18 protein-coding genes are annotated in these 19,399 nt (G+C 41.5%); 5 read left to right on the top strand and 13 right to left on the bottom strand.

Going from position 1 to position 19,399, the window contains the following annotated elements:
* Nucleotides 1-55: 55 nt before the first annotated feature.
* The gene (locus A9J31_RS12055; RefSeq protein ID WP_067766163.1) at nucleotides 56-3,145 is read right to left on the bottom strand and encodes a DNA translocase FtsK; all 3,090 of its coding nucleotides are present in this window, start codon (nucleotides 3,143-3,145) and stop codon (nucleotides 56-58) included.
* A gap of 254 nt (nucleotides 3,146-3,399) precedes the next feature.
* Between A9J31_RS12055 and trxB the strand changes: the two genes are divergently transcribed.
* The 3 genes from trxB (at nucleotide 3,400) to A9J31_RS12040 (ending at nucleotide 6,035) form a co-directional block, all read left to right on the top strand.
* On the top strand, nucleotides 3,400-4,353 hold the full coding sequence (gene trxB, locus A9J31_RS12050; protein ID WP_067766160.1) for a thioredoxin-disulfide reductase: 954 nt from the start codon (nucleotides 3,400-3,402) through the stop codon (nucleotides 4,351-4,353).
* 113 nt (nucleotides 4,354-4,466) lie between these two features.
* Nucleotides 4,467-5,198 carry a leucyl/phenylalanyl-tRNA--protein transferase gene (aat, locus tag A9J31_RS12045; RefSeq protein WP_067766157.1) on the top strand — a complete coding sequence of 244 codons (732 nt, stop codon included), beginning with the start codon at nucleotides 4,467-4,469 and terminating at the stop codon, nucleotides 5,196-5,198.
* 21 nt (nucleotides 5,199-5,219) lie between these two features.
* A complete protein-coding gene (locus tag A9J31_RS12040) occupies nucleotides 5,220-6,035 on the top strand; it encodes an arginyltransferase (protein ID WP_067766154.1) in 816 nt (271 codons plus the stop codon).
* A 92-nt stretch (nucleotides 6,036-6,127) separates the two neighbouring features.
* Here the strand turns inward: A9J31_RS12040 and rimI are convergent, their stop codons facing one another.
* From rimI to A9J31_RS12005, 7 genes are all read right to left on the bottom strand, one after another.
* The gene (rimI, locus tag A9J31_RS12035; protein ID WP_067766151.1) at nucleotides 6,128-6,586 is read right to left on the bottom strand and encodes a ribosomal protein S18-alanine N-acetyltransferase; all 459 of its coding nucleotides are present in this window, start codon (nucleotides 6,584-6,586) and stop codon (nucleotides 6,128-6,130) included.
* Nucleotides 6,587-6,703: 117 nt separating this feature from the next.
* Nucleotides 6,704-7,585, bottom strand: coding sequence for a metal-dependent hydrolase (locus A9J31_RS12030; protein WP_067766148.1), 882 nt, complete (start codon nucleotides 7,583-7,585; stop codon nucleotides 6,704-6,706).
* 217 nt (nucleotides 7,586-7,802) lie between these two features.
* Nucleotides 7,803-8,993 (bottom strand): elongation factor Tu, encoded by a 1,191-nt coding sequence (gene tuf, locus A9J31_RS12025; protein ID WP_067761367.1) that lies wholly within the window; start codon nucleotides 8,991-8,993, stop codon nucleotides 7,803-7,805.
* Nucleotides 8,994-9,086: 93 nt separating this feature from the next.
* Entirely contained in the window at nucleotides 9,087-11,222 is a 2,136-nt protein-coding gene (fusA, locus tag A9J31_RS12020) for an elongation factor G (protein WP_067766323.1), read from the bottom strand.
* Nucleotides 11,223-11,352: 130 nt separating this feature from the next.
* Complete coding sequence (rpsG, locus tag A9J31_RS12015; RefSeq protein WP_067728659.1) at nucleotides 11,353-11,823, bottom strand: 30S ribosomal protein S7; 471 nt, start codon at nucleotides 11,821-11,823, stop codon at nucleotides 11,353-11,355.
* Between the two features lie 179 nt (nucleotides 11,824-12,002).
* Nucleotides 12,003-12,377, bottom strand: a complete 375-nt coding sequence (gene rpsL / locus A9J31_RS12010; RefSeq protein WP_004648013.1) for a 30S ribosomal protein S12 — start codon at nucleotides 12,375-12,377, stop codon at nucleotides 12,003-12,005.
* Between the two features lie 161 nt (nucleotides 12,378-12,538).
* The gene (locus tag A9J31_RS12005; RefSeq protein WP_067766145.1) at nucleotides 12,539-13,996 is read right to left on the bottom strand and encodes an EcsC family protein; all 1,458 of its coding nucleotides are present in this window, start codon (nucleotides 13,994-13,996) and stop codon (nucleotides 12,539-12,541) included.
* Between the two features lie 273 nt (nucleotides 13,997-14,269).
* On the opposite strand from A9J31_RS12005, the gene A9J31_RS12000 reads away from it, so the two are divergent.
* Both A9J31_RS12000 and hemJ read left to right on the top strand, forming a co-directional pair.
* On the top strand, nucleotides 14,270-15,499 hold the full coding sequence (locus A9J31_RS12000) for a beta-ketoacyl synthase N-terminal-like domain-containing protein (RefSeq protein WP_067766142.1): 1,230 nt from the start codon (nucleotides 14,270-14,272) through the stop codon (nucleotides 15,497-15,499).
* A gap of 23 nt (nucleotides 15,500-15,522) precedes the next feature.
* On the top strand, nucleotides 15,523-15,975 hold the full coding sequence (gene hemJ, locus A9J31_RS11995) for a protoporphyrinogen oxidase HemJ (protein WP_067766139.1): 453 nt from the start codon (nucleotides 15,523-15,525) through the stop codon (nucleotides 15,973-15,975).
* 289 nt (nucleotides 15,976-16,264) lie between these two features.
* On the opposite strand, the gene lysM is transcribed toward hemJ, so the two are convergent.
* The 5 genes from lysM to rpmF form a co-directional block, all read right to left on the bottom strand.
* Nucleotides 16,265-16,738, bottom strand: coding sequence for a peptidoglycan-binding protein LysM (gene lysM / locus A9J31_RS11990; RefSeq protein WP_067766136.1), 474 nt, complete (start codon nucleotides 16,736-16,738; stop codon nucleotides 16,265-16,267).
* Nucleotides 16,739-16,937: 199 nt separating this feature from the next.
* The gene (acpP, locus tag A9J31_RS11985; protein ID WP_067766132.1) at nucleotides 16,938-17,174 is read right to left on the bottom strand and encodes an acyl carrier protein; all 237 of its coding nucleotides are present in this window, start codon (nucleotides 17,172-17,174) and stop codon (nucleotides 16,938-16,940) included.
* A gap of 85 nt (nucleotides 17,175-17,259) precedes the next feature.
* Nucleotides 17,260-17,994, bottom strand: a complete 735-nt coding sequence (fabG, locus tag A9J31_RS11980) for a 3-oxoacyl-ACP reductase FabG (RefSeq protein ID WP_067766129.1) — start codon at nucleotides 17,992-17,994, stop codon at nucleotides 17,260-17,262.
* On the bottom strand, nucleotides 17,991-18,965 hold the full coding sequence (gene fabD, locus A9J31_RS11975) for an ACP S-malonyltransferase (protein ID WP_067766126.1): 975 nt from the start codon (nucleotides 18,963-18,965) through the stop codon (nucleotides 17,991-17,993). The genes fabG and fabD overlap by 4 nt, the downstream gene beginning before the upstream one ends.
* 204 nt (nucleotides 18,966-19,169) lie before the next feature.
* Nucleotides 19,170-19,352: a 50S ribosomal protein L32 gene (gene rpmF, locus A9J31_RS11970; RefSeq protein WP_004279227.1), complete on the bottom strand. Its 183-nt coding sequence runs from the start codon at nucleotides 19,350-19,352 to the stop codon at nucleotides 19,170-19,172.
* Nucleotides 19,353-19,399 lie beyond the last annotated feature (47 nt).

Here is a 19,399-nt window from a genome sequence, read left to right as displayed (position 1 = left end):
TCAGTACTAAAAAACCTGCCGAAGCAGGTTTTAGAGAAAGATCTAATCCAATTGATTAAACCAAAATATCACGCTTACCATTTGGTCCCATACTACTTACGATACCATTTTCTTCCATTTGGTCGATGATACGTGCAGCACGGTTATAACCGAGGCTAAATTTACGTTGCAGCGAAGAAGTAGAAGCTTTACGAGTTTCCAGTACAAAGCTAACGCATTGGTCATACAAAGCATCTCGATCTGAGCCACCGTCCCCATCCTCAAAGCCGCGAGAAGTTGGTTCTTCGTCGTATGGCGTCAGAATCTCATCCACATAGTTTGGCTCGCCACGTTCACGCCATGCATCACAAATACGGTTTACTTCATCGTCTGAAATAAACGCACCGTGCACACGTTCTGGCTCAATCTTACCTGGCCCAAGGAATAACATATCCCCATGACCAAGTAAGTCCTCTGCACCGCCGGCATCCAAAATGGTCCGTGAATCCAATTTACTATTTACCCGCAAAGCTGCACGCGTTGGGATATTAGCTTTAATCAAACCTGTCACCACATCTACAGTTGGACGCTGTGTCGCTAACAACAAATGAATCCCTGCAGCACGTGATTTTTGAGCCAAACGCGTAATCATTTCTTCTGCTTTTTTACCCACTTGCATGATCATGTCAGCAAATTCGTCGGCAACAATCACAATCAACGGCATCGTTTGTAAACGAGGTGCACGACTTTGTGTAGCAGAATCATCTGGCTTCCACGTTGGATCAATCAGATCTTCACCATTGGCGATCGCTTCTTCAATCTTACGATTATAATCTGTCAGCTTACGCACTTTCATCAAAGACATGAGCTTATAACGACGCTCCATTTCATTCACACACCAATTCAATGCACTAACTGCATCTTTCATGTCGGTCACGACTGGTGTCAATAAATGTGGAATATCGTTATAGTTGGCAAGTTCTAATTGTTTTGGGTCAATCATAATCAAGCGCAGCTGCTCCGGCGTGTATTTCAACAGCATCGAAAGCAACATCGCATTTACAGCCACTGATTTACCAGAACCTGTTGTCCCTGCTACAAGCATATGTGGTGCTTTAGCTAAATCGGCCAAGACTGGATTACCCGAAATATCTTTACCCATTGCCATACTCAGTAAGGCATTTGGATCACGATAAGCAGGTGTTTCTAATAGTTCAATGAGGCGAACCATTTCACGTGAGCTATTCGGCACTTCAATCCCGATATAGGGTTTACCCGGAATGACCTCAACCACACGCACAGAAGCCATGGACATTGAACGTGCCAAATCACGCGAAATATTGGTGACTTTAGAGGCTTTCACACCCGGTGCTAAATCAAGTTCGAAACGTGTGACTACCGGCCCTGGCTGTGCTTCAACCACTTTGGCTTTGACGTTAAATTCTTGTAGTTTAATTTCTAAAAGTTCAGATAATCGAGCCAATTGTTCAGCGGTAAAATTCACTTTTTTATTTGGATCAACTTTATCCAGTATCTCGAGCCCCGGCAAAGTAGGTAAATCTAAACGTTTTTGCGCAACCTGCATAGCGCGTGACATCGGACGACCTGCTGCATCCGTTAATGGTGCATCTAGATCGAAATCTTCTTCAAGATCTAATTCGTCAGGCTTACCAGCAGTTTCTTGCCATACTTCACGGAATACATCTTTATTTGAACTGATTAGGGCTTTTTCATCTTCAGTGACAAAAGTTTGAGGCTGGGTATTAATTTCAGCACGTACTAATGGACTAGATTGAGCATAGCTGCTGGCTGTGCGTACAGGCTGTTCTGTAACTGGATTTGAACGTGCTGCTACCACATCATCTTCAACCAATAAATCATCTAAACCATCAAAATCAGTTTCTAAAGCGATATTCTTTGGTTGCGCTGAATTAAATGTTGCAGTTTGAGTCACTGCTGAAGCAGCTGCTACTGTACTTGTAGGCATATTAGGAGCTGACACATCCGCTTCAGAAATATTGAATGGACTATGCACATCAGTTGCTGTTTTACTATTCGGAACAGCAGCTAACAGCTCATCAAATATTTCATCATCATCCCAGTCCACCGCTTTTTGGTTTTGGACAGGCTTTTCAGCAAAAGATTGCTGTAAATTCGGCTGTGTTTCAACCACATTGTGAAAATGTGCGGTTTGTGACACAGGCTGCTCTTCTTCAGCAGCTTTTAGCAGTGCGTCGATATCTTGTTTATGACGTTGATCTTCATTTGAATTCAATGCACGCCAAACTTCACCTGAAGAGACAACACGCTTACTGTCTTGCTCTAGCTGATGAGCTTTCGCAATCGCTTGTTCTAATTCTTCATCATCTTGCTCATCAACAAAACTTTCTTGCTGTTGCTGTGCATTCAATTCTTTATCAGCAATATCATCAAATAATCGCTCTGCAACACGATCTCGCACAATCGGATCGACATCTACGCCATGATGTTCATTTGCTGCTGTTACCGATGCAACTGTTTGTTTTGGTGTACTTGTTACCACATCTTTTTTAGCCGTAGGAACAGTACGATCAAATGCTGTGTCCCCTTCAGGCACATTGCGATAGAACAAATCTTGCAAATATGCAGGCGTTGCTTTCAGCGTTACCCAAGTTTTGTTCCACTTAATACCAAAAGCAAGTGTGAACAGCATGATCCAAAATGCGATCAGGAAGATTGCAGCACCATAGACAGTGAGGATTTGCTCTAAACTTTGCCCAAGTTCATAGCCAATAATACCGCCAGAAGCATTTTCAAGCGTATCTTCAGGAACCGTCCAAAATAAGAACAATAAGCTTGACGTAGCTAACAGAATAAAGAATTGCGCAGCATAACGAAACGGTCGGTTTAGAAAGCTACGTGGCCACCACACTTGTATCGCTTCTATAAACAGATACAACGGAATCAACAGGCTGGCCCAGCCTAAAAATCCAAAGAGTAAATCAGCAATCCACGCCCCTGCGACACCACTGGCGTTGGACACTTGCTGAGTATCACTGGATAAATGCATCCAACCTGGATCAAATGGTGTGTATGTTACTGTTGCAAGGAACAGATATATCCCAAATGAGACAAGGAATAATGTCATTATTAAGCGCTGTGCATAAGCACCCGACACCGCTGTCATATACGATCCTGTAACCAATTCTTCATAAATGTTTTTGTCATTAGCCACAATATAAGTGGGCTGAATCTGAACCCAATATTATGCACCTGTTCAGTTAAAAAAGATGCAAGATAATTTAGGTATAGTTGTTAACTCTATTCTATATAGCTCAAAACGATTTCAATGATCAATAATATCGACTTTAATCGCACACAAACGTTCTAAACTTTGACGTATAATTCCACAAATTATCATATAAAAAAAGGATTCTACCGATGAGCGCTCGTCACTCACGTTTGATTATTTTAGGTTCTGGCCCTGCAGGTTACAGTGCTGCAGTATATGCTGCACGTGCTAACCTAAAACCGACTCTGATCGCGGGCATTCAATTGGGTGGTCAACTTACCACAACAACTGAAGTAGATAACTGGCCAGGTGGTGCAGAAGGCTTAACAGGTCCTGCCCTTATGGAACAGATGCAAGCGCACGCAGAACGTTTTGGTACTGAAATCGTATATGATCATATCAATGAAGTTGACTTAAATGTCCGTCCATTCGTCCTTAAAGGTGATATGGAAGAATTTACATGTGATGCTTTAATTATTTGTACTGGTGCAACTGCACAATATTTAGGTCTTGAATCTGAAGCTGCCTTTATGGGTCAAGGTGTAAGTGCTTGCGCAACTTGTGATGGTTTCTTCTACAAAAACCAAAAAGTAATGGTTGTTGGTGGTGGTAACACCGCGGTGGAAGAAGCACTCTATCTTTCCAATATCGCTTCACACGTAACTTTGGTTCACCGTCGTGACACATTACGTTCTGAAAAAATTCTTCAAGATCATCTTTTTGCTAAAGAAAAAGAAGGCAAAATCAGCATCATTTGGAATCACCAAGTGGATGAAGTGATTGGCGACAATACTGGTGTGACTTCTGTGCGTATCAAATCAACACAAGATGGCTCAACTCAAGATGTTGATGTGACTGGTATGTTTGTTGCAATTGGTCATAAGCCAAATAGCGGTATTTTTGAAGGCCAATTAAACTTACGTGATGGTTATATCCAAGTTCAAAGTGGCACAGCGGGTAACGCAACACAAACCTCAATTGAAGGTGTTTATGCTGCGGGTGACATTGCAGACAGTATTTACCGTCAAGCCATTACATCTGCAGGTTCTGGTTGTATGGCAGCATTGGATGCTGAGAAATATCTTGATGCTCTAGGCAAATAATTTCAGCATTAAGTTAATCTTTCGCAGATCAAACTTAAGACCAAGAAGCCGACCATCAGGTCGGCTTTTTTATGTATGATAAAAATACCTGTACACAACTGAGTAGAGTTTTCATGCAGATTCTCCCACCTTCAGAATTCATTTTTCCCGATCCCATTGACGTTGATCCCGAAGGTGAAGGTTTAATCTGCATTGGTGCTGACCTATCTCCTGCCACATTGTTTGAAGCCTATCGAAATGGTTTATTTCCTTGGTTTTCAGAAGGTGAACCCATTTGTTGGTGGAGCCCTGAACCACGCTGCATTATCCACCCCGAAGATTATTATCCGAGTAAATCACTGCTGCGTAACATGAAAAAGTTGGATTATAAAATTACTGTAAATCATGCGTTTGAAACAGTTATTCGTTCTTGTGCCTTACCACGCAGCTACGCCAATGAAACGTGGATATCAGAAGATATTATTCAAGGTTATTGCGCCATGTTTAAGGCAGGTTATGGCTACAGCATAGAAGTTTGGGAAAATGATATGGTCATTGGTGGCTTATATGGTATCAATATCGGCAAAGGATGTTTTGGCGAATCAATGTTCAGTACCCGAACAGATGTCTCTAAAATGGCATTTTATACGCTCATGTTGATCGGACAAGAAAATCAGTTGCCTTGGATTGACTGTCAATTGGTGAATGATCACCTATTAAGCTTAGGTGCGAGTACACTTTCTCGCCAACAGTACCTTAATTCGTTACAAGATGTTGTAAAACAACCTGCTATCGATTGGAAAAAGTATCAGGACAGTGTATTTTCAAGTAAAACAATAGCGCAATGGGCTCGGCTCAGCGAATGAAAATAAAAGAGGGATACTGCGATGAACTCATATCAGCCCAAATCCCTGCTGAATGAATTACAGTACTACATCACGCCTCCGCATGATTGTAGTTACCTTGAAAATAAATCGGCACGGATGGTTTTTCTTGACCCTGTCCATCGCATTGACGTGGTCACATTATCTGAATTATCCCGAATGGGCTTTCGTCGAAGTGGCGATTTTGTCTATCGTCCTGAATGTCATCTTTGTCGCCAATGCTTATCTTCTCGTGTTCCTGTAGATGAATTTGAAATGAACAGCGTGCAAAAAAAAGCATGGAAACGTAACCAAGATTTAACTGTAAAGATTAGCAAACCGAAAGATGCAAGTGATCTGCATTATGCTTTATATGAACGCTATATCAACGAGCGTCATGCCGATGGTGACATGTACCCACCTAGTCAAGATCAATTTGAAAAATTCCTGATTAACAGCTGTACAGACAGTTTCTTCTTGGAATTGTGGAAAGATGATCTTTTAATTAGTGTTTCAACCTGTGATCCTTTGGATGATGGCCTCTCTGCGGTATATACCTTTTTTGATCCCGATGAAGGTCGCCGCTCACTAGGTACATTTGCCATTCTCAAACAAATTGAGCATGCCAAAAAATTAGGCTTACAATATGTGTATCTCGGCTACTGGGTGCCCGATTCACAAAAAATGAATTACAAGTCGCAATACATTCCTTTAGAGCTTCTACTTGATGGGCAATGGCGTCGACTCAATCGCCCATTAACCCAAGACGAGATAAGTCAATTGGGGGATTCCCTGATGACGACCTTACCTTCAGGTTGGAATAACCCCATTATCAAGTAAAATGATTTTCATTTTAAGTTAAAAAAATCACGGCATGCTCAATACATGACCGTGATTTTTTTAACTTAACCCAATTAAGGCTTCTTCAATAATTATTTAAATAATGCGGCAAAGTCATCACTACAAGCCCGAACCATAATAATGGCATGCTCACGTGTTCCATCCGGATTGGGATAGTAATTCTTTCTTAGGTCGATCTGATGGAAATCAGATTTTTCATACAGTCTTACAGCTGCAACATTACTTTCACGTACTTCTAAAAATATCTGTACAGGATTATTTTTTAATAAAGCAATCGACTCATCCAGTAATTGATAACCTAGACCCTTCCCTTGCTGTGAAGGATGAATGGCCATTAGGAGCAAATTTGCTTCATCCACTACGGGTTGCAAAATACAAAATCCGACCACTTGACCTTGTCGTTCGATCACTGTGCTTTGATATGAATCAATCGATTCTTCAAACTGCTTCAATGTCCAAGGATGGCTCTGCACCAGCTTTTCTATTTCAAATACTTGCTGCACATCGCTATGCTGCATCAAACGAATCATCTTCGTTTATCTTTCATCAATTGCGGAAGTCGCATTATAGGAACTTTGTTCATAAAGTCGAATAAAAAAAAGAGCGATCTTCATCGCTCTTCACAAAAAGTTACCACAGCGCTGTGATTAAAGTCCCAAATATGCTTTCCATGTTTTTAGCAAACCATGTGTATCAATATCATTTGGGTGAAAACCAGGTTTAAAGTACATCAACATTTCTTTGCCCATACCCGTAATAATGCCTTTTGATGGACTATAACCATAGGTATAAATATCTTTCAAAGCAGCGAAATTTAGTTGCTTATCTTCTTTAAGCAAACGTGCCACAAAATAGCTCTGTACAAAGAATAACGTGACCATTGCGCCAACTAATGAACCCGTGCGTAAGGCATAAGCCTTGAAACCTTTACCAAATACGCCTTCAAAGACATCGTACGCAACAGCTTTATGTTCATTCTCTTCAATTGCATGCCATAACCACATATTTTTCATGGTTTCATCTGCCATCAATTCCTGGATGTGTTTATTCACCAATAATTGAGATGCAATCGTTGCTGTAAAATGCTCCAAAGCAGTGGTTGCTGTTAAATCCACCATTTCTTGGGTAATTCCAACGGGTTTACCAATACGTGCAAATACTTTACGTACACCTTGGATTACACGACCTGTGGCTTTATCAAGCGTTTCTACATCATGACCATATTTCTGAGCCGAAGCATTGAAGCCTTCATGTTCTTGTGTATGCATCGCTTCTTGACCAATGAACGCACTGATCTCTTTTTGCAATACCTCATTGTTTTTAATGGCTGGGTGCTGTCTCACAGCACGAACACTGTCAATAAAGAACATTTCACCCGCTGGAAATAATGCAGATAAAGCAGTCATAAAATGCGTTAAACCCGCAGACCCATTCATCCAATATTCAGGCACAGCATCGAAATCAAAATTCATACGACGAACTGGAAAGCTCGCACCTGCGCGATTGGTAATCTTTACTTTAGCATTCATGCAAAAACTCCTACTGAGTGAATACATCACTCATTTATTATTTGTTTTGATGTTTTTTATATTAAGGAATTATTGAATGTTTATTTGTGCAGATAAGGACAGTGAATTATCAGTTAAGGACAGCTTTTAGAATTATTGTTAGACAATCTTTATATTTAATTGAATTTGAATAAAAAAAAAGCGCCTCAAAGAGGCGCCTTTTTTACACAATCAGCGATTATGCAGTTACTTTAGCAACTACACCAGCACCAACTGTACGACCGCCTTCACGGATCGCAAAACGTAGACCTGGATCCATTGCGATTGGGTGGATAAGCTCTACTGACATTTCAACGTTGTCACCAGGCATTACCATTTCCACGCCTTCTTTAAGCGCGATCGCACCAGTTACGTCCGTAGTACGGAAGTAGAACTGTGGACGGTAACCGTTAAGGAATGGAGTATGACGACCACCTTCTTCTTTAGAAAGTACGTATACTTCAGCGTCGAATTTAGTATGCGGTTTGATTGCACCTGGTTTAGCAAGTACTTGACCACGTTGAACGTCTTCACGTTTAGTACCACGTAGAAGAACACCACAGTTCTCGCCCGCACGGCCTTCGTCAAGAAGTTTACGGAACATTTCTACGCCAGTTACAGTTGTTTTAACTGTATCTTTGATACCAACGATTTCAACTTCTTCGCCTACTTTAACGATACCAGTCTCAACACGGCCAGTTACTACTGTACCACGACCTGAGATAGAGAATACGTCTTCGATTGGCATAAGGAATGGAAGATCGATAGCTCGTTCTGGCTCTGGAATGTAAGAGTCAAGCGCTTCAACAAGAGCAACAACAGCTGGCTCGCCGTATTGACCTTGGTCACCGTTAAGAGCTGCAAGAGCAGAACCACGGATAACTGGAGTGTCATCACCTGGGAAGTCATAAGTAGAAAGAAGTTCACGAACTTCCATTTCTACTAATTCAAGAAGCTCTTCGTCGTCTACAAGGTCGCATTTGTTTAAGAATACAACGATGTAAGGTACACCTACCTGACGAGAAAGAAGGATGTGTTCACGAGTTTGTGGCATTGGACCATCAGTCGCAGCACATACAAGGATCGCGCCGTCCATCTGAGCAGCACCAGTAATCATGTTTTTAACATAATCGGCGTGGCCCGGGCAGTCTACGTGAGCGTAGTGACGAATAGTTGAATCGTATTCTACGTGTGAAGTATTAATTGTAATACCACGTGCTTTTTCTTCAGGTGCAGAGTCAATTGCAGCGTAGTCTTTCGCTTCGCCACCAAAAGTTTTTGCACATACAGTTGCAATTGCAGCTGTTAAAGTTGTTTTACCATGGTCGACGTGACCAATTGTACCCACGTTAACGTGTGGCTTATTACGTTCGAACTTAGCCTTAGCCATGAGATCTTCCTTTTTAAACTACTCATGCAGGGATACTGCATGAGCACTTGGTTTTTAACTATGAATTAGTTTGGGCTTATAGTAATCGAAAGATTACTCGTCGTCACCTTTTTTACCGCCAGCTTGGAACTTAGAAATGATGCCTTCAGCCACGTTACGTGGAGTTTCAGCATATTTAGCAAATTCCATAGAGTATGTCGCACGACCTTGAGACATAGAACGCATATGAGTTGCGTAACCAAACATCTCAGCAAGTGGAACTTCAGCACGGATCGCTTTAGTACCGCCAGGAAGATCGTCCATACCTTGAACCATACCACGACGACGGTTTAAGTCACCCATGATATCGCCCATGTAGTCTTCTGGAGTTTCTACTTCAACTTTCATGATTGGTTCAAGAAGGATAGGATCCGCTTTCATGAAACCGTCACGGAACGCGTAAGAACCTGCCATTTTGAACGACAATTCGTCAGAGTCGACATCATGGTAAGAACCGTCGAACAATGTCGCTTTAATGCCAACTACTGGGTAGCCAGCTAAAACGCCGTTCTTCATACGTTCTTGAATACCTTTGTCAACCGCGCCGAAGAATTCTTTAGGTACAACACCACCTACAACTTCTTCAACGAATTCGTAGTCTTTACCAGCATCTTCAGCAAGCGGTTCTAGACGTACGTATACGTGACCGAATTTACCTTTACCACCAGTTTGACGTACGAATTTACCTTCTTGCTCAACCGATTTTTTGATCGTTTCGCGGTAAGATACCATTGGTTTACCAATGTTCGCTTCAACACCGAATTCACGCTTCATACGGTCAACAATGATGTCAAGGTGAAGCTCACCCATACCAGCAATAATTGTTTGACCTGATTCTTCATCAGTACGTACACGGAATGATGGATCTTCTTTTGCCAAACGACCTAAAGCTACTGACATTTTTTCTTGGTCAGCTTTAGTCTTAGGTTCAACTGCAAGTGCAATTACTGGCTCAGGGAATTCCATACGCTCTAGTGTAATTACGTGGTTTTCATCACATAATGTATCACCAGTAGTCGTGTCTTTCAGACCTACACACGCCGCGATGTCGCCCGCACGAATCTCTTCGATATCTTTACGGTCATTCGCATGCATCTGTACGATACGGCCTACACGCTCACGCTTCATTTTCACTGGGTTATAACACGGGCTACCCGCTTTAAGAACACCAGAGTAAACACGTACGAAGGTTAAGTTACCTACGAATTTGTCGTTCATGATTTTGAACGCAAGTGCAGAGAACGGTGCATCATCAGACGCTTCACGCGAACCTTCAGATTCGTCTTTGTCGTCTAAGATACCTTTGATCGCTTCTACGTCAGTTGGCGCTGGTAAGAATTCAATAACCGCATCCAACATACGTTGAACACCTTTGTTTTTGAACGCAGAACCACAAAGCATTGGTTGAATTTCATTCAACAATGTACGTGAACGGATACCAGCAACGATTTCTTCTTTCGTTAACTCGCCTTCTTCTAGGTACTTGTCCATGAGTTCTTCTGATGCTTCCGCAGCAGCTTCAACCATGTTTGTACGCCATTCTTGAGCAAGCTCAACTAGGTCAGCTGGGATCTCACCGTATTCAAACTTCATACCTTGAGATGCTTCATCCCAGATAATCGCTTTCATTTCGATAAGGTCAACAACACCTTGGAAGTTTTCTTCAGCACCGATTGGAACAACGATTGGCACTGGATTACCGCCAAGACGTGTTTTAACTTGTTCAACAGCACGGAAGAAGTTAGCGCCAGTACGGTCCATTTTGTTAACGAACGCGATACGTGGAACTTTATATTTATTAGCTTGACGCCATACAGTTTCAGACTGAGGTTGTACACCACCTACAGCACAGTAAACCATGCACGCACCGTCAAGAACACGCATAGAACGCTCAACTTCAATCGTGAAGTCAACGTGTCCCGGTGTGTCAATTACGTTAATACGGTGTTGTTCGAACTGGTTGCCCATACCTTTCCAGAAGCATGTTACAGCTGCTGAGGTAATAGTAATACCACGTTCTTGCTCTTGTTCCATCCAGTCAGTTGTAGCTGAACCTTCGTGAGTTTCACCTAACTTGTGGCTCTCACCTGTGTAGAACAAAATACGTTCAGACGTAGTTGTTTTACCAGCATCAATGTGCGCTGAGATACCAATGTTACGGTAACGAGAAATTGGGGTTTGACGAGCCATGATTTCTTGCATTCCTAAATTTTGTTGTTTAAAACAGGACGCTTTAAGTTGCTAGCAACTTAAAGCGTTTTAATGACAAATTGGTGACAACCAACCTGTCAACTTCCTGATTAGGGCCTGTTTTATTTGCTTAGAAACGGTAGTGAGAGAATGCTTTGTTGGCTTCAGCCATACGATGCACGTCTTCACGTTTTTTAACCGCTGCGCCTTTACCTTCAGCTGCATCAAGCAACTCACCAGCAAGACGCAAAGCCATAGTTTTTTCAGAACGCTTAGCAGCAGCATCTACTAACCAACGCATAGCCAAGGCAGTACGACGGGATGGGCGCACTTCCATAGGAACTTGGTATGTAGCACCACCAACACGGCGTGCTTTTACTTCGACCATAGGACGAACTTTTTCAAGCGTAGCTTCAAAAAATTCAACTGGGTCTACTTTTGATTTTTCTTGAACGCGGTCTAAAGCACCGTAAACGATACTTTCAGCAATAGATTTTTTACCATCTTGCATTACGTGGTTCATGAATTTAGCGATTGTTTGGCTGCTGAATTTAGGATCCGGAAGGATTTCTCGAGCAGCGACTACGCGACGTCTTGGCATTTTAAACTACCTATAAATATGACACTTCAGGTTTATCCAGCATGAGTACAAAGTGTCGTGTACATTTCGCTGGCCTTACTACACGTCGCTTGAATTTCACAAAATTAAATGCAGAAATCAGACAAGCGAGACGATAAAGGATTGCGGTCTTGCGTTCTTAAGAAGTTAATCTAAAAAGATTATTTCTTAGGACGTTTAGTACCGTATTTAGAACGAGACTGGTTACGATCTTTAACACCAGCGCAGTCTAAAGAACCACGAACGGTATGGTAACGTACACCTGGTAAGTCTTTAACACGACCACCACGGATAAGAACAACACTGTGCTCTTGTAGGTTATGGCCTTCACCACCGATGTAGCTAGAAACTTCGAAACCTGAAGTTAAGCGAACACGGCAAACTTTACGCATTGCTGAGTTAGGTTTTTTAGGTGTAGTTGTGTAAACACGTGTACAAACACCACGACGTTGTGGACAAGCCTTCAACGCAGGAACTTTTGATTTTTCAATCAAAGTTGTACGACCCTTACGGATCAACTGATTTGTTGTTGCCATTTGGCAAATCTCCCGTTAATTAAAAGCCCCAAAAAATACTACTTTTTGAGGGCATGCAATTGTAAGCGAAGACTTAATTTTGGTCAACATTTCAGTGCCATTGAAATCTAAGTGTTTACACCTATTGCACACTTATTCGCCTGCAAATAAGTGGTTTAATTTTAAACAGGTTCATCTGGTTTTTTTGTAACTGAATCTTCTTGTTTCACTTTGGCTTTTTGTGCTTTTGCTTTAGGCTTTGGCTCAACCTCAGCTAACACTTGCTCTTCTTCAAGATCTAAATCCGCAGTAAATTCTTCACTTTCACTAAGAGCTGGCTTTTGCGCTGCAACAGGTTGATGCGGCTCAACCACTTTTTTTGCCAGTGCATCCAAACCTTCAAACACTCGATCTTCCTGATTCGACTGATCATCAACAGCTTTTATGTGGGTCTTTTTAGTGACTTTAACATTACGAATACTGTCATGCCCTTCTACTTCAACCACTTGATCCAATACAGGTTCAGCACCACCTAAGCTTTTCGCTTTAATAGTTTCGATACCTTCTAATAATTTAGGTGTCGCCTGTGCCAACAATTCAATTGAACGCTCATAGGCATGTAAAGGCGGAAGTGTCAGATCTTGGTGCTGAATAATGTACTGACGTGCATTCGAGAAAACTTGTTGTGCTTTTTGATTCACTTCATCAACCAAACGGCGACTATAAACCGCACTGATCCCCGCGCTTGCAACAGGCGATAATCGTGTAATTTGATTCAACAGTGAAACCTTAGGTAATTGGTTCAGCCATGCCCATTTGAATTGACCCTGCTCATCCAGCACGTACTTTTTCAGTGCCGCAGCATCAGTATCTGAACCCAACATTTGTTGCAATTGGCTAAGATCATTGGTTTGCAAGGTATTGGTTAATGCTTTAACAGCCATTAACAATGTTTGCTTTTCAGCAATTAAACTTAGATCAACCTGCTTAAAAATAAACTGCACAATGTCTTGATCTGTTTCTTTGCTCAAATCAAAGCCATAAGAACGTCCAACCTGATAGATCACCCGAAGTGTCATTAACAAAGATGCAGGGATATCAATTGTTGAACCCAGCAAACCTGTAGCACCCGTGATTGCACCTTGTATAGAAGCAATCCATTTGTTTTGTTCAGCCAGTGCCTGACTAATGCGATGAGAACGATCTACATCTTGGGTTAAGACTTCTAAGTCTCGTACACCCGCTTCATCAAGTACCGCATCCACAGAAGACAATTCAGAGCTAAAATGATTCAACTGATCAAATAAATAGTCAGAAATTTTATCGGTAAATTGTGGTGCGACAAAATTCGCTACATTATTAACAGTACTAAAATGACGACCAAGCAGTTGCCTAGAAACATTCGGCACATGTTCACGTAAAATTTGTTGCGGATTGTCATATTTTTTAACATCAAACAAGCCTGTTTGATGTGACTGCCCTTCTAAAGTTTGTCCATTTTTTTGCGGCTGTATAACCTTTGTTACCGACTCTGGTGCCACATGATTAATAATTGACACCCCTGTAGAACTGAGCTTTTTAGCCACTCCAAAGGCATTTGAGAGCAAACTATTGGTTGGTTTATTATTCGATTTCGCCATTCCCGACCCCATTCTAACTATTCTTGAAATTCTTGATAAATACTAGGTGTAGTCAAACTTTATCACAACTTGAATATGTATCTTTTAGTTAAGATTTTCATAACAGCACAGTAAAAGTACATAGACAAAAATTGGCATAGGATTTGCCATAAGAATTCAAAATGCTTTCTGCTATTATTATTCCATTCAAAATACATGAGTCAGACTGTGTAGATGCCCTCTCCTAAAGGCTATTCCACATCTCACTCACTACTCGCTATAAAGGATCTGTAGATGAAACGTGTTGTAATCACTGGTATGGGCATCAACTCATGCATTGGTAATACATTAGAAGATGTTACTCATTCTTTGCAAAACGGGATTTCTGGAACACGTTTCAACCCAACTTATGCAGAACTCAATTTTAAGAGCCACGTAAGCGCTGCAGCCGAACAAAATTTTGACGGAATTGACCGTCGTTTAAAACGTTTTATGGGCGTTTGCGCAATGTATGCATATAACGCGGCTGTTGCTGCTGTTGAAAATGCAGGCTTGACTGCTGAACAACTTGCAGGTAATCCACGTTATGGTATTACTGGGGGTTCAGGTGGTGGTTCAACCGCTTCTGTCATCGAAATGAATGAACTATTACAAACGAAAGGTGCACGTAAAGTTGGCCCTTTCTTTGTACCGCGTAACATGACAAACACGATCACTGCAAACGTGGGTGTAGCCTTTAAATTACAAGGTATTGCTCATACCATTACCAGTGCTTGTGCAACATCTGCTGATGCCATTGGTTATGCATACAATATGATTCAACTTGGCAAGCAAGATTTAATGCTTGCGGGTGGCGGTGAAGAAGATCATTGGTCTCAAAGCCTGCTGTTTGATGCAATGGGGGCATTGTGCTCTAAATACAATGAAACGCCGGAAACTGCATCACGCCCATACTCTGCTGACCGCGACGGTTTTGTGATTGCTGGTGGTGGTGGTTTTGTAGTGCTTGAATCACTTGAACACGCTCAAGCACGTGGCGCAAACATCCTTGCTGAAGTTGTCGGTTATGCTGCAAACTCCGATGGCGCAGACATGGTTGCACCAAGTGGCGAAGGCGCAACACGTTGCGTACTTATGGCGCTTGAAGAAGCAAAACAACATGGTGTAGACAAAATTGATTATGTAAACACCCACGGTACATCTACACCTGCTGGCGATATTACTGAACTTAAAGCAATGGAAAATGCGTTTGGTGTAGGTAATGTACCACCACTTAGCTCAACCAAATCTATGACAGGTCACAGCTTAGGTGCGGCAGGCGTACAAGAAGCCATTTATTCTGTATTGATGATGCAAAATGACTTCATTGCACCAAACATCAACGTAACTGAGCTTGATGAAGGTGCAAAACCTTTTGATATCGTACTTGAAAAACGTAACACAAAACTGAATACTGTGATGAGTAACAGTTTCGGTTTCGGCGGTGTAAATGCCTGCCTCGTTTTCAAAAAATGGGAAGGCTAATCCGCCCAAGATAGGGTGATTTAATGGATGCTCCTTCTGATGCTTTCTTGTGGTTAAAAGCATTACATATTATTGCTGTGGTGTGTTGGTTCGCTGCGTTGTTCTACCTACCACGGCTCTATGTTTATCATGCGATGAGTGATGATGCTACCAGTCACCAGCGCTTCCAGATTATGGAACGCAAGTTGTACCGAGGTATAATGTGGCCAGCGATGATCGCCACACTCATCACAGCCCATTTTTTAGTTGATTGGGGGGATGCAACCCGCCATTACCACGAAGCTTTATGGTTCTACCTTAAAGTTGGCTTAGTTGGTCTTTTAGTAATTTATCACTTTGTATGTGGTTATTACCGTAAAAAGCTGATCGAGAATGCACACTATAAGTCACATAAATTTTGGCGTTACTTTAATGAAATGCCAACATTAATTCTTTTTGCAGTTGTAATTTTAGTGGTTGTTAAACCTACCTTCTAAATTTATTCTCCGCAAAAAACCTCCAAATTGGAGGTTTTTTTATACCTATCAAGACTAAATTTATAAAAATTAAATTCAAGCTCTTTTCATATCGATTTCGCATTCCAATACATCAACATTAATACCCAATCAAGTCACTACGTTGAACACCCTAAAAAGCACAAAATTCAAGATCTTCAACTTTGATGATTATTTGTCATACCAATTACATGTTCACCGATTATGTCTATCACAAATTATTCATACAAAAAAAACCGCTGACTCAGCAGCGGTTTTCACTCACCAACAATTAAGCAGGAATACGAAGCACTTGACCTGGAAAAATGTCATCTGCATTCTTTAACAGCGGACGATTCGCTTCAAAAATTTTATTATATTGATTTGCATCACCATAAAATTCTTTTGAGATTTTCGATAAGCTATCACCTGATTTCACAGTATAAAATTTGCTTTCAGGCTCTGGACTTGCAACTGTGAGTTGATCATCAACTTGCGCCACATGATCAATATTACCCACCGCAAGAATAATTTTTTCACGATCGGCTTGGCTCTGCACTTGACCCTTAACCGTTGCCAAGTCAGATGTACCGTTATAACTCACAGATAAACCTGTAACAGGTAAACCTAAGCTCTTGACGTGCCCCAATAGCTTATTTGCGATTTCTTGAGCAGAAGGCTCTGATGGTGTTGCAGGAGCAGCTTGTGGCTCTGCTGGTGCTGTATTCTTTTTACCAATACCTTTTACAAAATCAAAAAGACCCATGTTTTTCTCCGTTGTTTTACTGTTTTTCAAGATTAAATTATTTATGAAACATTCTTTTTATAGCTAAAAAATAACCTGTTTTGAGTTGCCATTGGTGACATAAACGTAAGTTAATGTAAAAAAACATCTTAAAAAAATATAGGTATAAAAAAAGCTGCCAAATGGCAGCTTTTTAAATCAGCATCGCTGAAATCTTAAATTAACCTAGTTTTTTAGAAACGTAGTCAATTGCAGATTGCACAGTAGTGATTTCGTTTGAATCTTCATCAGGAATAGTAATGTCGAAATCGTTTTCGAAAGACATAACTAATTCAACTAGGTCAAGAGAATCTGCACCTAGATCATCCATGAAAGAAGCTTCGTTTTTGATCTCGTCTGCTTTAAGACCAAGTTGTTCAGCTACTGCTTGTTTTACGCGTAGTTCGATATCGCTCACAGGAATTCTCCTCATTGCTTGTGGCGTTTTTAATGCCGTTAGTTTAATTGAATCTAAATCGTTTTGAAAGTTTATACTTAAGCGCTTAGCTCATGTATAAACCACCATTTACATGTAATACAGTCCCAGTAATGTAACTTGCCTTTTCGGAAGCCAAGAAACTTACGGCATTTGCGATATCTTGCGGCTCACCCAAACGGTTTAAAGCCACTTGATCACTCATTTTTTTACGAATTTCTTCGCTCAACTGTTCTGTCATTTCTGTTGCAATAAAGCCCGGAGCCACTGCATTTACAGTGATTTGGCGGCTTCCCATTTCTTTTGCAAGACTGCGACCAAAGGCCTCAATCCCCGCTTTCGCAGCAGAATAATTTGCTTGCCCAGGGTTAGCAAAATGCGCAACCACAGAACTAATATTAATAATTCGGCCAAAACGTGCTTTAGTCATACCCTTTAAAACACGTTTAGAAAGTCGATAAACGGCTTTTAAATGAATATTGAGAATGTCATCCCAATCATCTTCCGACATACGAAGTAACAAATTATCTTTGGTTATACCCGCATTATTGACTAAAACCAGTACTGAACCATAGTTCTGCTCGATGTCAGACACAAGTGCATCAATCGCAGTTGCATCACGCACATCTAAAACTTTACCGGCACCATTTTCAGCAAAAGCAGCAGAGAGTTTTTCTGCACCTGCCTCTGAAGTAGCCGTACCAACAACAAAATAACCGTCTTGAATTAATTGCTGAGCAATTGCAGCCCCAATCCCTCGGCTCGCACCTGTGACTAAAGCAACTTTGCGTTCTTGTGTCATGCAATTTTCCCTTCTGCCACTAAAATGGCATTCAGCGCATCTTCCATACGAACTTTAGTGTCCAGTGGAAATGCTTTTTCAATATTTGGTAAACGTTTTGCGAGATTCGCAAGGACATTACCTGGACCACATTCAGCAATATACTGAATTCCCTGATCTTGCAGATACTGCATGGTCTTTGTCCACTGCACAGATTGATACAATTGTGCAGTTAACGCCTGACGTAATTGCGCTACATCTGTCGCGATTTCAGCGCCTACATTTTGTATTACAGGTATAGTCGGCATCTCAATGGCAGTTTGTTCCAATGCTGTTGCGAACTGTTCTGCAGCAGGCTTCATCAATGCGCAATGTGATGGCACTGAAACAGGAAGTGCAATTGCTTTACCCCCATTTTCCTTTGCCGATGCCATAACTGCCTCAACCGCATCTTTGTCGCCTGCAATAACCACTTGGCCTTGCGCATTATAATTTGCAGCATCAACAGAGCCTTCAACTTGGGCGCAAAGCTCAATCACTTTAGCATCTTCAAGTCCAAGAATGGCAGCCATTGCACCCTGACCTGCAGGGACAGCACTTTGCATCAACTGACCGCGCAAATGTACCAATTTCACTGCATCACCCAAGCTCATCGCACCTGATGCAACTAAAGCGCTGTATTCACCCAAAGAATGGCCTGCCAAGTACTTCGGCGCAACGCCGCCCAGCTCTAACCATACACGCCATAACGCAATACTTGCAGTTAATAATACGGGTTGAGTAAATTCAGTTTGATTTAAACCTTCGCCACTTTGTGCAATATGCCAAAGATCAAAACCGACAGCTTGAGATGCTTCTGCAAAAGTTTCTTGCACACCACTAAACTGTTCCGCAAGCTCTGCGAGCATGCCGACTTTTTGTGAACCCTGCCCTGGGAATACAAAGGCAGTTTTAGTAGCTTGAGCTGCTTGCTCGAGTTGTTTAGCAGACATAAAAAATCCTTTATCAAGATGGCTTATTTTGTGTCGTTTGGACATAAAACAAACACAATCTCATGTACGCTTATTTCAGGGACGGAAATTTAACACTTAATTTTTGACTTGGTAATTGCCAAATGCAACAAAAACACGATACAAAAAAAGGGAGCTTAACGCTCCCATTTTTTCTACTAAGCTTGACGCTTAATACATCATCAATTATTCAGCAGATGCTTTAGCGAATAATTGACGACCACGGTAGATACCATCTTTAGATACGTGGTGACGACGATGAGTTTCACCAGTAGCTTGGTCTACAGTTAATGCATTCTCAGTTAAAGCGTCATGTGAACGGCGCATGTCACGGCGAGAGCGACTTTTACGGTTTTGCTGAACGGCCATGATGGCTCCTTACAAATATCGAAAAAATGGATCAGAACAAATTCAGT

This window comes from Acinetobacter gandensis (assembly GCF_001678755.1).
Taxonomy (GTDB): domain Bacteria; phylum Pseudomonadota; class Gammaproteobacteria; order Pseudomonadales; family Moraxellaceae; genus Acinetobacter; species Acinetobacter gandensis.
This window is presented reverse-complemented; position numbering and strand designations above follow the sequence as displayed.